This window comes from Saccharospirillum salsuginis (genome assembly GCF_014651855.1).
Classification (GTDB): Bacteria; Pseudomonadota; Gammaproteobacteria; order Pseudomonadales; family Natronospirillaceae; genus Saccharospirillum; species Saccharospirillum salsuginis.
The window spans coordinates 13,561-27,083 of record NZ_BMXR01000001.1 but is presented as its reverse complement, the minus strand read 5'-3'; the positions used below and the strand labels follow the sequence as shown (position 1 = coordinate 27,083).

The following is a 13,523-nucleotide window of genomic DNA, read 5'->3' as shown; positions in this document are numbered from 1 at the left end:
CAAACCGTGCTACCTTTACTGGAGTAATCCAGGGTGTGGCACCACAACAGTGATGACAGGCGTCGTACAGGGAAAGAGCAAGCGCGTTTCTTTCAAGGGGGTCGTACATGGAACTATTCAAACACTATCAAACACGTTATGAATCTCGTCAGCTTGAGGAATATTCCCTGGAGGAATATCTGGAGCTGTGCAAAGAAGATCCGATGGCCTATGCGTCCGCGCCCGAACGCATGCTGGCGGCCATCGGCGAGCCCGAGGTGATCGACACCGCCAAAGACCCTCGGCTCAGCCGGATTTTTTCCAACAAGATCATTCGTCGCTACCCGGCCTTCGAAGAATTCTACGGCATGGAAGAGCCGATCGAACACATCGTTTCCTATTTCCGCCACGCGGCCCAGGGGCTCGAAGAGAAGAAACAGATTCTGTATCTGTTGGGCCCGGTCGGGGGCGGTAAGTCGTCCCTGGCGGAGCGGCTGAAGCAGCTGATTCAGAACATTCCTTTTTACGCCATCAAGGGCTCACCGGTCTATGAAAGCCCGCTGGGCCTGTTCGATGCCGATGAAGACGGTTCCATTTTGCTGGAACGCTACGGCATTCCGGACCGCTACCTCAGAACCATCATGTCGCCCTGGGCGGTTAAGCGCCTGCACGAATACGGCGGCGATATCTCCCAGTTCCGGGTGGTCAAGCTGTATCCGTCGATCATCGACCAGATCGCCGTGGCCAAGACCGAACCCGGGGATGAAAACAACCAGGACATTTCCGCCCTGGTCGGTAAGGTCGACATTCGCAAACTGGAAGACTTCCCGCAGAACGATCCGGACGCCTACAGCTTCTCCGGCGCACTCTGTAAGGCCAACCAGGGCCTGATGGAATTCGTCGAGATGTTCAAGGCCCCGATCAAGGTGCTTCACCCCTTGCTGACCGCTACCCAGGAAGGCAACTACAACGCCACCGAGGGTATGAGTGCCATTCCGTTCCACGGCACTATCCTGGCGCACTCGAACGAATCCGAATGGCAGCAGTTCCGTAACAACAAGAACAACGAGGCTTTCCTCGACCGGGTGTTCATCGTCAAAGTGCCGTACTGCACCCGCGTCAGCGAAGAGATCAAGATCTACCGTAAGCTGATCGAGAACAGTTCGTTGCGCGAAGCCCCCTGCGCACCGGATACACTGCGTATGATGGCGCAGTTCTCAGTACTATCGCGGCTCAAGGAGCCCGAAAACTCCAGTATCTACTCCAAGATGCGTGTCTACGACGGTGAGAACCTGAAAGACACGGATCCGAAAGCCAAGACCATTCAGGAATACAAGGACGCCGCCGGTGTCGACGAGGGCATGGACGGGCTGTCCACGCGTTTCGCCTTCAAGATCATGTCCAAGGTGTTCAACTTCGACGCCACCGAAGTGGCGGCCAACCCGGTCCACCTGCTCTATGTGCTCGAAGAACAGATCGAGCAGCAACAATTCCCGCAGGACGTGCACGATCGCTACCTGACGCATCTGAAGGAATACCTGGCGCCGAGGTACGTCGAATACATCGGCAAGGAAATTCAGACCGCCTATCTGGAGAGTTATTCCGAGTACGGACAGAACATATTCGACCGCTACGTCACCTACGCCGACTTCTGGATTCAGGACCAGGAGTATCGGGATCCGGAGACCGGCGAAATCCTCGACCGCGCCGCCCTCAACGAGGAGCTGGAAAAAATCGAGAAACCGGCGGGCATCTCCAACCCGAAGGATTTCCGCAACGAGATCGTCAACTTCGTACTGCGGGCACGCGCCAACAACGAAGGCCGCAACCCGAGCTGGCAGAGTTACGAGAAGCTCCGCGCGGTCATCGAGAAGAAGATGTTCTCCAATACCGAGGACCTGTTGCCGGTTATTTCCTATTCGGCGAAATCCTCCAAAGAGGACGAGAAGAAACATCAGGACTTCGTGCACCGCATGACAGAACGCGGTTACACCGAGAAACAGGTACGGCTGTTGAGTGAATGGTACCTGCGTGTAAGGAAGTCCTCGTAATCGCTGTGCGTCCCACAGGAGGGCCGTCAGACGACAAGACAGCGCAGTGGCACCCCAGGTGCCACTGCCGCCCAGTCGTGAGGTCGATTTATGATCAATAGTTATGTCATTGACCGCCGCTTGAACGGCAAGAACAAAAGCGCGGTCAATCGCCGGCGGTTTCTTGAACGCTACCGCAAACACATCAAAAAGGCGGTGAACGAAGCGGTCAACAAGCGCTCGATCACCGATATGGAACATGGCGAGTCCATTTCCATTCCTCAGGAAGACATCCACGAGCCGACCATCGGTCACGGCCAGGGCGGTACGCGAACCATCGTCAACCCCGGTAACAAGGAGTTCAACACCGGCGATCGCATTCGCAAACCCCAGGGCGGTGCCGGACAGGGCCAGGGCGGTGGCGATGCGTCCAACACCGGCGAGGGGATGGACGATTTCACCTTCACCATCACCCAGGACGAGTTTCTCGAATTCCTGTTCGAAGACCTCGAACTCCCCAACCTGGTGCGCAAAGACCTCAAGGAAATGAGCGACTTTGTGTACCGCCACGCCGGCTTTACCAATCAGGGCGTGCCCAACCGCATCAATATCGTCCGCTCCATGCGCAATGCGCATGCGCGCCGCATCGCCCTGAGTGGCAAGTCGCGTCGTCGCGTCAAGGAACTGAAAGGCCTGATCGAAGACGAAATGGCGAAAGACGAAGCGCTGCGCGACGGCCGGGCGCTGGCCGATTGGCAGGAAGAGCTGCAGCGGCTCGAAACCAAGATCAAACGGCTACCGTTCATCGACGATTTCGATCTGCGCTACAACCGCAATGAAAAGGTGCCGGTACCGAGCAATGCCGCCGTCATGTTCTGTCTGATGGACGTCTCCGGTTCGATGACGCAGAACACCAAGGACATGGCCAAGCGCTTCTTCCTGTTGCTGTATATGTTCCTGCGGCGCAACTACGAGAAGATCGAAGTGGTCTTCATTCGCCACCACACCAGCGCCAAAGAGGTCGACGAGGAAGAGTTTTTCTACAGCCGGGAGACCGGGGGCACCATCGTCTCCAGCGCGCTGCGCATGATGTCGGACATCGTCAAGGACCGCTATCCGCCCAATGCCTGGAACATCTATGCGGCCCAGGCTTCGGATGGCGACAACTGGAACGACGACTCGCCCCAGTGTCGCGAGCTGTTGGCGAACTCGATCATGCCGTTGGTGCAGTATTACTCCTACATCGAGATCACGCCGCGCGACCATCAGGCGCTTTGGTACGCCTACGAGCAGGTGCGTAAGGAATACCCAGACAGTTTCGCCATGGAACAGATCATCGACCCGTCGGACATCTATCCTGTGTTCCGTCAACTGTTTCAGAGGAAATCCGCATGAGACGTAAAGAACCGATCTCAACCGGCAGCGAGTGGACCTTTCCACTGATCCAGGAATACGACCGGGTGATCGCCGAGATCGCCCAGGAATTCCGGCTGGATACCTATCCGAACCAGATCGAGATCATCAGCTCCGAGCAGATGATGGACGCCTACTCGTCCATTGGCATGCCCGTGGGTTACCATCACTGGTCCTACGGTAAACAGTTTCTGCAAACCCAGCAGAATTATCAGCGTGGCTTTATGGGATTGGCGTATGAGATCGTCATCAACTCCAACCCCTGCATCGCCTACCTGATGGAAGAAAACACCATGCCGATGCAGGCGCTGGTGATTGCGCATGCCTGCTATGGGCATAACTCCTTCTTCAAGAACAACTATCTGTTCAAGACCTGGACCGATGCATCCGCCATCATCGACTATCTGGTGTTCGCCAAGAATTACGTGACCCAGTGCGAGGAGCGCTACGGTGTGCGCGAGGTCGAACGGGTTCTGGATTCCTGTCACGCGCTACAGAATTATGGTGTCGACCGCTACAAACGGCCATCGCCGATTTCCGCCGCCGAAGAGCGGGCGCGTCAGGAGGAACGTGAAGCCTACATGCAACAGCAGGTCAACCTGTTGTGGCGCACCATCCCGGTACCGGAGAGCAAGAAAGAGGAAGAGACGCGGAGCCGTTACCCGGCGGAACCCCAGGAAAACATTCTCTACTTTATCGAGAAGAACGCGCCGCTGCTTGAACCCTGGCAGCGGGAGCTGGTACGCATCGTGCGCAAGCTGGCGCAGTATTTCTACCCACAGCGCCAGACGCAGGTGATGAACGAGGGGTGGGCCAGCTTCTGGCATTACACCCTGATGAACGAGCTCTACAATCGGGGTTACATTACCGAAGGCTTCATGATGGAGTTTCTGCAGAGCCACTCCGCCGTGGTGTATCAACCACCCTACGATTCCCGGTTTTATTCCGGCATTAACCCCTATACCCTGGGTTTCAACATCTATCGCGATATCCGCCGGATGTGCGAAAACCCCACCGATGAAGACCGGGAGTGGTTCCCGGACCTCGCGGGTACGGACTGGCTCGATGCCCTGCATTTCGCCATGGAGAACTTCAAGGACGAGAGCTTTATTCAGCAGTATCTCTCGCCCAAGGTCATGCGCGATATGCACCTGTTCGCCGTATTCGACGACGAAAACGAGAGCGAGTACGAAATCACCGCCATCCACGATGAACAGGGCTACCGGAAACTGCGTTCACTGCTGGCCGAGCAGTACAACCTGAGCACACGCGAACCCAACATTCAGGTAGTTGATGTCGATTTGCGTGGCGACCGGGCGATCACCTTGCGCCATACCCGGCACAACAACATCCCATTGAACAAGGATGCCGAAGAGGTGATGAAGCACCTGCACAGACTGTGGGGCTTCGATGTCCACCTGCATTCCGTGGACGGTGACGTGCTGCGCCAAAGCTACCACATGCCGCCGAAGGATAAATCGCCGGATCAGGCGTTGGAAGAAGGGCTGAAATACGTCTGATCGGACTGAGTATAGGCCGCTCGGTCCGTTATCGGTGCGAATCCGAACGGACCCAGGCGGCTCTTTTTTCTGACTATTAAGGTTGGGGCCGGGTCTCAACCCAGGGGTGCCCGGCCCGTCAGGAATCCGGGCGCACTTCGAAGGTGTCGTTCACCAGCTTCAATTTCCAATTCTCCATAGGTGTGTCCTCCAGATTCAGTCGACTGGTCATATAATAGAGTCGCTGAGTGGCGAGCCCGTCCGGTGCCGTGGTGAAACGTTGGTGCAGCCAATAAGGCGGAATGGCCTGATAATACAGCGTCGCTTCGACCACGAGCTTGGATGTATCCACTCCGGCCGGTAGAGCGATTTCATATGAGAGGTTATCCTCTCCCGGAAATGCCGGCCCCTGATCCTGGTAATCCGGATCATTGCCTACCCCATGAGGGTCGGTCGCCTCCATGAATTGTTCCATCACCTGGCCTTGTGGTTTGAACACGCTGGACTCGCGCCAACCGCGCGGTAACAGGCGGTTGTCCTTTGGGCTGTCTACACGGTGCACGAAGCTGGTGGTGAATTGGTTCTGAGCGTTTCGATTCAGCTCTTCGTATATCTGCACCTGATCCTCGCGCGTAATTCGTTCGTGATGGGGTTGGTAGTCCTCCGGCCCGGGCAGGAATTCCGTCGTTAACGGTTGGCCGTTGCCATCCACGATCACGCCAGCTGCGTTGGTCCGTCCCGATCCCCAGATGACGCGTCCGTCTTCCTTGATCAGCAATTCCACAAAGGCCCGCCGAAACGCCACACCGCTGGGAAAGCGATGACCGGTCTTGTTCTGGAGTCGGACCTGGGTAGTTAGCCGGCCGTCCTTGATGGACACCGACTGAATGTCGATCGCCGCCGTGTCTTCCCGTGCTAGTCGCACCATGTTCTCGATCGCCAGGTCGACACCGTTGTCCGCGGAAGTCATGTAATCGTTCTTGACCACACCCAGAATTTCGGGGAACTGGTCGAACATTTCCAACAGAAACACATTGAGACCGACGTGCTCGTGACGGGTGTAGTCGTCCCGAAAGGGGATATCCAGATCTTCAAGAGGCAGCGTCTCTTCCGCGCCGGGGAAGTTGGCATCCTGAACGGCCGCGATCTGAGTCACCAGTTGATCGATGTTCACACGACCATCGAGCGTTTTAAAGCCGCCCGGCATGTGGCAGTCCTGGCAGCTTTGGAAGGACGAACTCGGGTCGCCTTCGCCCTGCGCGAACGCACTGTTTTGCCACTCCAGAAAGGTGGCCTGTTCGATGGTATGGGCATAGTCTGCGAAAGCCGGGTTCGTTTCGACCGCATCCAGCACTGGGGAGGGCGGCTCGGATAGACCAATATTGGGCAGATTGATGGTGTGGCAGGTGCCGCACAATTGGGAGTCCTGCACGAAGTCGTTGTGTTTCGGTTCAGCACCAATAACCGTGTTCATGGGCTCTGTGGACACATCATCAAAGGGGCCGAAAAAGGCATCGTTGGGACCGCGCTCGAACCGGCCGGTGGAATTGTGGAACAGAGAGTAGGCCAGTTCTCTGGGTGTTTCCGGTGTAAGCCAGTCCGGCTCGGCGGGTTGCCATTGGCTGATGGCGGCCGCCGATGGTGCATCGATGCGGTGGCAGACCGCGCAACTGATGCCCTCGCGGGCCAGTTCCCCGTACTTGTGGTATGCGTAGTCGTCCGGTTTTGGATCTTTCGAGGACATTCGTTCCGTGAGGTAGAAATAGTCCACATTGAAATTCGGATCCAGCGACGGGTCCAATTCGGCGTCGATCGCTAACTGACGTTGACCCATTGCGCCGTGGCAACTCAGGCAGGTATTGGTAATGGCCTGTTGCGTGTCCTCCACGCTGCCGCGTAATGGGTTCGGTGTCAGTCCCGCGTCCCGTTCGATATAGGCCATTTCACTTTCGAGTTGGGCATGAAAGATCGGGTCGCGCCCGGCCAGCCCCATGGGCGACCAACGCCACTCGCCGTATTCGGAGACATTGTAGCCGTCGCCATAATTCGGGCCGGTTTGCACGAACATGGTCACACCGTAGGGAAGGCCGCCCAGACCGCCGTGACAACCCATACAGTTGCTGGAGGTCATGAAGGTTTCAGGGTCACCCGGGCCGGGCACGACATGATCGGTCCATTGCGACGGAAAGGCGGTGACATCCGAGAGCAAGGAGGGTGCTTTCGACGCCAGGCTCGGGAATTGTTCCAGAAAGGCCGCATTGGGTGACGCCAGAGCTTCCCGGGACGGAACCTGCTCGGACTCTCCGCCCCGACCCAAGTGAGCACTGACATAGTCTTTCAAACCGGGAACCGATGTATCTGACCAGGGGCGTTGCCCGGTCGGGATCATCATCCGATTCCGCACGAAGGGATCATCCGCCAGCAGGGACAGGGGATAATTGTTGAAGTGTGCTTCGCTGCGCCACGAGGAATCCACCATAAATCGCAACGGATAGTCGGTCGACTTTGGACCGTTCAAGTTGCGAAAGGTGCTGAACGTCAATTCATTCTCGGCGGAACCGTGGCACCGCAAACAGGGTGCCCCGAAGCCCGAGTTCGGAAACTGCCCGTACCGTTCCACCTGGCTGCGTACCGCCGCCTCGACGCTCTGGTCCTTGTCGGGCGCGCTGGTACCGCTCCAGTACCAGCCGTCGTGAGACCCTTGGCTGTCTTTCACCATCACCGTCCAGGCCGAAACCAATTGGCCCAGCATGGCCTCGTAGGCCGCTGGATCCCGCTGATATTCCGGTTTCTGTTCCAGGTCCTGATACAACACGGCCGGAGGCGAATACATTTCCTTGATGATCATGGCGCCATCCGCTATATCGCCCTGCCGATCGTTTTTTAGCCAGTCCATTACTTCCGGCGAATAGAAGATGCGAACCGCCGGATGGGTACCGTAGTATTCCCCCTCGATGTAGGGGCCCGTGTCGCGCACCATGGCATCGTGCTGCCAGCCGAGCGTTTTATACTGCTGCCGCATCAGCCAGGTGTAGAGCTGTGTTTCGTAGTCGTGTTGGGGTAAAGAAGAGGGGAGAGGTAGATCGGCTGCGTCAGGCTCGGCGCCTGAAAAGCCCGCCAGTGGCATTGTGAGAGTAATAGCCAGCATAGCACGAATCAGGCGCGGCAATAGCCGAGACAGAAGATCCTTGGTCATGACGAAACTCCTTAAAGAATGACAGTGAGCACGGTACTGTCAATTTCATTATTGGATCGCAGCAGGCTTCACGACCTTGTGATGTCCTTCGAGGGCTGCGTTTATCGATTGACCTTAGTTCACGTCAGCGGCGGTGCAAGGTTGGAGCAGACGTATAAAGATGTTCCACATAGCGCCTGACCCAAATCACCCTCCTTACCCCGTTAGAGGGATCCCGCCTCTGTGCAGAGCCCCTACACTTGCGCTATAGTCTTCGGGAACAACACCGAGCCCCGTGTGTCTAAGTTCGCTGTACGCGAATACGACCGCCGGGCCTCGCGCCTTACGCTGTAAGGTTTGCGACAGGGTCAGTCTGGAAACGGCCTGGCCTCCCGACTTTGGAAAGGTGAGACATGCTACAAGACGCCCTGGGACGCCGTTTCTATTATTTGCGGCTGTCCATTACCGACGTGTGCAACTTTCGTTGCACCTATTGCCTGCCGGACGGCTATCAGGGGAAACCCGATCAGTCCTTCCTGACGCTGCCCGAAATCCGCCAGACGCTGCGGGCCTTTGCCGTGCTCGGCACCGAAAAGGTGCGCCTGACCGGTGGTGAACCGGGTCTGCGGGCGGATCTGCCCGAGATCATTGCCGAAGCCGCCGGGACGCCCGGCATCCGCAAGGTCGCCATCACCAGTAACGGTTACAAGCTGCCGCAGCGTATCGACCGCTGGCGCGAGGCGGGCCTGAACCAGTTGAACCTGTCGATCGACAGCCTCGATCCACGCCAGTTCCAGGCCATCACCGGTCACGACCGGTTGCGGGAAGTCCTCGACGGGATGGATCGGGCACTGGAACTGGGTGTGAATACCAAGGTGAACGCAGTTCTGATGCGCGGTCTGAACGACCAGTTGAGCGAGTTTCTGGCCTGGCTGAAAACCATACCGGTCACATTGCGCTTCATCGAAGTGATGGAAACCGGCGACCACCCGACCTTTTTCCGCGAACACCACATGAGCGGGGAGACGGTCAAGGAACGCCTGCTGAATGAAGGCTGGCAACCGGTCATTCGCACCCGCGAAGCCGGCCCCGCCCAGGAATTCTGGCATCCGGATTTCGCCGGTCGTATCGGCCTGATCATGCCCTACAGCAAGGATTTCTGCGCCAGTTGCAACCGGTTACGCATCTCCAGCACCGGCAAGCTGCATCTCTGTCTGTTTTCGGACCACGGTCTGGATGTTCGCCAGTGGATGCAACCGGACGTCGACAACACCGAGTTGCAGAACAAACTGGTCGAACTGTTGAGGTTCAAGGCGCCGACGCATCTGCTGCATGAGCACAACAGCGGCGGCACCCAGAACCTCAGCATCATCGGGGGCTGAAGATGAACGCACACTCGGCCGTCCTGGTGCTGGCCGGTGGCCGCAGCCGACGCATGGGGCGCGATAAAGCCGGTTTGCCGGTGCATGGAACCACCTTGCTGGACTGGCAAAAGCGGCGTCTCGAAGCCTTGGACCTGCCCGTTTACCACAGCGGCCCGGGTGGTATACCGGATCAACACGCCGACTTTCCCGGCCCACTCGCGGGCATGGCCGCCGCCGCCCGCGCGCACCCCGAAATCGGTGCCTGGCTGGTGGTACCGGTTGATATGCCGGGGCTTAACCCCGAGCACTTGCGCCCGTTGCTGGCATCGATGGCCGAGGTGGCCCGGCCGGTGGCCTATCGCGACACACCCTTGCCGCTTGGGCTGCCGATCCTCGAAGGCCTGCTCGACCGGATCGACACCTGGCTGGCGGACCCGGACGGGCCTCGATCCATCCGCCATCTGCACCGAACCTTCGACGGCCTCTGGTTACCGACGCCCGAGGCTGGTGATGAACTGATCAATCTGAATACCCCGGACGAATGGCAACGCTTTCTCGCGACTGCCTCGCTGCCTGCAGGAGATTCCGCATGAGCAAACACACTTCCGACACCTTCGAAGCCCTGAACCTCGTCGTGCTGACCGTTTCGGACACGCGCGACGAGAGCAACGACACCTCCGGCCAGTTCCTGGCGGACAAGGCCACGACAGCGGGTCACACCGTCATCGAGCGGTGCATCGAAAAAGACGACGTCTACCAGATCCGTCATCATCTTTCCCGCTGGATCGCCTCCGCGGATGCACAGGTCGTCGTGATCACCGGCGGTACCGGCTTCACCGGACGGGATTCGACACCCGAGGCCGTCAAACCCCTGTTCGACAAGGAAGTGGAAGGTTTCGGCGAGCTTTTCCGTCAGCTGTCCTACGAGGAAATCGGTACCTCCACCGTCCAGAGTCGGGCACTCGCCGGCATGGCCAACGGCACTCTGGTGTTCTGCCTGCCGGGCTCCACCAGTGCCTGCCGCACGGCCTGGGAACGCATCATCGAGGAACAGCTCGATGCCCGTCAGAAGCCCTGTAATTTTGTGGCTCACCTGAAGGCCGTTTCCACCGAGCAGTGCGAAAGCCGGGGGTAGGGGTGTCGCGATTCAGTCACATCAATGAACGGGGCGAGGCCAATATGGTCGACGTCTCGGGTAAAACCGTTACCACACGGGAAGCACGGGCTGAAGCCTATGTGTATATGAATGAAGCTGCGTTGGAGCTGATTCGACGCGGCGACCATCACAAAGGCGACGTTTTCGGCGTGGCCCGTGTCGCCGGTATACAAGGCGCCAAGCAGACGTCCAGCCTGATCCCGCTGTGCCATCCGTTGATGCTCAGCAAGGTCGGGGTCGATCTGGAATTGCAGGTCGACGAGGGGCGGGTGCGCGTCGAGACCTATTGCAAGCTCGACGGCAAGACCGGCGTCGAAATGGAAGCGCTCACGGCCGCCTCGGTCACGGCGCTGACCCTGTTTGACATGGTCAAGGCCGTCGATCCGGGCATGCGCATTGAGGGCTTGCGGGTCCTGGAGAAAATGGGCGGTAAGACCGGCCATTGGCAGTCAGATACAGCGAAGGGCACATCATGAGCACCATCCAACTGAAATTCTTCGCGCGCTTGCGCGAGGAACTGAACACCGCCGAACTCGACGTACCCGCTGCACAGGCGCCCGATCTGGACGCCCTGGTCGGCTGGTTGGTCAATGAACACCCGGACTGGAAACCCTCGCTGGAGGCTCCCTTGCTGCGGGCGGTCAATCAGGAAATGGTCAACGGCAACCCGGCGTTGAAGGCCGGTGACGAAGTCGCCTTGTTCCCGCCGGTCACCGGAGGCTGAGTCCGTCATGTTACACATCGCCGTCCAACACGAGGATTTCAGTGTACAGGATGAGTACGACGCCCTGTGTGAGTACAATACCGAGGACGGTGCCGTCGTCTTTTTCGTCGGTCGCGTGCGGGATCTGAACGAAGGCGAACATGTCACCGGTCTGAGTCTGGAACACTACCCGGGCATGACGGAACGCTGTCTGGAGAAAATCGTCGCGCGCGTACGTGAACGTTGGCCACTGACACGGGTCCGTATCATTCATCGGGTGGGCGATTTGCATCCGGCCGATCAGATCGTCTTTGTCGGCTGCAGCAGTCCGCACCGCCAGGCGGCCTTCGACGGTGCGGCCTTTCTGATGGACTACCTGAAAACCGAAGCGCCGTTCTGGAAAAAGGAAACCGGACCGGAAGGCAGTCACTGGCTGGATGCCCGGGAATCCGACGACGAACTGAAACGCCGCTGGGAGGACTGAACAAGGTTCTTCGTTCAATCTTGATTAAGCTGAGCCGAGTTGTTGGCGCGGTTCAGTTGCCGGAAAGACTCGGGTACCATGGGCGAACTGACTGGCTATCCCATGTACAACCTGTTCCGGCTCCCATTCCGTGAATTCCATCGACGCATTTCTCAAAGATCTGAAACGGCAACGCCATACCGAAACGGTTTTCAATCCTTACCGAACCCCCAGGCTCGTGGACAACCTCCGCGTTTACCTTGAGCGATTGCAGGCGACCCAGACCAATCCTCTGTTGCTGGTCGGCGAAGCACCGGGTTTCAAAGGCTGCAAATACACCGGTATTCCGTTTTCCAGCGGTCAGTTGTTCCGCTCCAGTCCGCATCCGTTCATCCACTCGATTCGGGACCAACTGGATATCCGGGTCCGGGAATCCGAGAATACCGCCACCATGGTCTGGGAGTATCTGCTCGACAAGCCCGTCGTGCCGCTGTTCTGGAATGCCTTTCCCTATCATCCACACCGACCGGGTGAACGACTGACCAACCGGGCCCCGAATAAAAAAGAAGTGGAGCAGGGCGGCCACTTCCTGCGAGTCTTGCACGACCTGTTTGAACCGACTGTTGTCGTCGGAGTCGGACGCAAGGGATTGGAATGTGCCCGATCGGTATTTCCCGATCAATCCATCCGATATATTCGTCATCCATCCTTTGGCGGCAAGGCGGAATTCATTCAAGGGATGGATGATCTGCTGCGATCAACCACCGAACCGGTGCGCTAGGGAGAACGCCAGATGACGGATCAGGATCTCGCCATGATGGGCGAGGCCAGGGTCAGGAAAACCACCTGGCAGGGTAAAACGGCCATACACAAGGCACCCGTTCATCCCACGGAAGCCTATTTTTATCAGGAGATACTCTGCCAGCCCGGCGCTTCCGGCATCTCGGCTCCGGATGTGTTCGCGGTGTCGCCCAGCGAGGGTATGTGGATTGAATACATCCCCCATGCGGTCCACCCGTCCGAGACCGGCCAACCGGACTTCATGCAGGCTCTGGCCGAAATCCACGAAGCCGATCTTAATCTGGACCGGGATCGATTGTTTCCATACCGTTGGACGACTCAAGACACGGAACGGGCGATAGACCGTTTTGAGCCCGATCAGCAGCGGTTGATCGATCGATGGCTGCCCGATTTTTTCGATCGCCAATCATCGGTTTTCGAACCGGTCTGCCCGGTGTCCGGCGATACTAATGCGTTCAATTGGGGACGCCGCGAAAACGGTGATCTGGTGTTGTTCGACTGGGAACGTTTCGGAATGGGCTCGCCGGCGATGGATCTGGCGCCGATGATTCCCGGCTTGCCGGACATCGAGCTGGTCGATCGATATTGCTCGGCGTATCTGGATGTCCGACATACGGCCGGGTTTCACTCTGAATCGATTCGCAGCCAGGTTTTAACCACCATGGCCTGGTTGGTGATCGAAGTGGTCAATATCCTTCATGATCGTGGGAATCCGGAAGTGGGGCGTTACATGGAGTGGTTCAATCGGCGGTTTGGCGGTTGGCTGAAGGGACAGTCTGTGTGGTTGTTGTAGTTGATTTGCTGGATGGAAAGAATCGGGGATTGGGCGGGCTGGCACCCGCTTGGCAGATATCGCCCAAGGCTCTTCTGCCCTACGAGAATCCACCTGACAGTAGGGCAGAAGAGCCTTGGGCGATATCTGCCGCGAGGGCGAAGCCCT

General features: G+C 58.0%; 12 protein-coding genes and 1 riboswitch. Of the genes, 11 read left to right on the top strand and 1 reads right to left on the bottom strand.

Annotation, left to right across the window (positions count from 1 at the left end):
- The first annotated feature begins 107 nt into the window (after window positions 1-107).
- The 3 genes from IE111_RS00125 (at window position 108) to IE111_RS00115 (ending at window position 4,942) form a co-directional block, all read left to right on the top strand.
- Entirely contained in the window at window positions 108-2,030 is a 1,923-nt protein-coding gene (locus IE111_RS00125) for a PrkA family serine protein kinase (RefSeq protein ID WP_189606465.1), read from the top strand.
- A 90-nt stretch (window positions 2,031-2,120) separates the two neighbouring features.
- Window positions 2,121-3,404, top strand: coding sequence for a YeaH/YhbH family protein (locus IE111_RS00120; RefSeq protein ID WP_189606464.1), 1,284 nt, complete (start codon window positions 2,121-2,123; stop codon window positions 3,402-3,404).
- Window positions 3,401-4,942, top strand: coding sequence for a SpoVR family protein (locus IE111_RS00115; protein ID WP_189606463.1), 1,542 nt, complete (start codon window positions 3,401-3,403; stop codon window positions 4,940-4,942). Before IE111_RS00120 ends, IE111_RS00115 begins: the two co-directional genes overlap by 4 nt.
- A 118-nt stretch (window positions 4,943-5,060) precedes the next feature.
- Here IE111_RS00115 and IE111_RS00110 read toward each other — a convergent pair whose 3' ends face one another.
- The gene (locus tag IE111_RS00110) at window positions 5,061-8,117 is read right to left on the bottom strand and encodes a hypothetical protein (protein ID WP_189606462.1); all 3,057 of its coding nucleotides are present in this window, start codon (window positions 8,115-8,117) and stop codon (window positions 5,061-5,063) included.
- Window positions 8,118-8,368: 251 nt separating this feature from the next.
- Window positions 8,369-8,521, top strand: a riboswitch (molybdenum cofactor riboswitch).
- Here IE111_RS00110 and moaA point away from each other — a divergent pair.
- The 8 genes from moaA to IE111_RS00070 all read left to right on the top strand — a co-directional run bounded on the left by moaA (window position 8,510) and on the right by IE111_RS00070 (window position 13,376).
- Window positions 8,510-9,478, top strand: a complete 969-nt coding sequence (gene moaA / locus IE111_RS00105) for a GTP 3',8-cyclase MoaA (RefSeq protein ID WP_189606461.1) — start codon at window positions 8,510-8,512, stop codon at window positions 9,476-9,478. It overlaps the preceding riboswitch by 12 nt.
- A 2-nt stretch (window positions 9,479-9,480) precedes the next feature.
- Window positions 9,481-10,053, top strand: a complete 573-nt coding sequence (mobA, locus tag IE111_RS00100; protein WP_189606460.1) for a molybdenum cofactor guanylyltransferase — start codon at window positions 9,481-9,483, stop codon at window positions 10,051-10,053.
- Window positions 10,050-10,595 (top strand): molybdenum cofactor biosynthesis protein B, encoded by a 546-nt coding sequence (gene moaB / locus IE111_RS00095; protein WP_189606459.1) that lies wholly within the window; start codon window positions 10,050-10,052, stop codon window positions 10,593-10,595. The genes mobA and moaB overlap by 4 nt, the downstream gene beginning before the upstream one ends.
- A 2-nt stretch (window positions 10,596-10,597) precedes the next feature.
- On the top strand, window positions 10,598-11,092 hold the full coding sequence (gene moaC / locus IE111_RS00090) for a cyclic pyranopterin monophosphate synthase MoaC (RefSeq protein WP_189606458.1): 495 nt from the start codon (window positions 10,598-10,600) through the stop codon (window positions 11,090-11,092).
- The gene (locus IE111_RS00085; RefSeq protein ID WP_189606457.1) at window positions 11,089-11,340 is read left to right on the top strand and encodes a MoaD/ThiS family protein; all 252 of its coding nucleotides are present in this window, start codon (window positions 11,089-11,091) and stop codon (window positions 11,338-11,340) included. Before moaC ends, IE111_RS00085 begins: the two co-directional genes overlap by 4 nt.
- Before the next feature lie 7 nt (window positions 11,341-11,347).
- Window positions 11,348-11,803 (top strand): molybdopterin synthase catalytic subunit MoaE, encoded by a 456-nt coding sequence (gene moaE, locus IE111_RS00080; protein ID WP_189606456.1) that lies wholly within the window; start codon window positions 11,348-11,350, stop codon window positions 11,801-11,803.
- A 217-nt stretch (window positions 11,804-12,020) separates the two neighbouring features.
- Window positions 12,021-12,563, top strand: coding sequence for a uracil-DNA glycosylase (locus IE111_RS00075; protein WP_189606455.1), 543 nt, complete (start codon window positions 12,021-12,023; stop codon window positions 12,561-12,563).
- 12 nt (window positions 12,564-12,575) lie between these two features.
- Window positions 12,576-13,376 carry a phosphotransferase family protein gene (locus IE111_RS00070; protein ID WP_189606454.1) on the top strand — a complete coding sequence of 267 codons (801 nt, stop codon included), beginning with the start codon at window positions 12,576-12,578 and terminating at the stop codon, window positions 13,374-13,376.
- Window positions 13,377-13,523 lie beyond the last annotated feature (147 nt).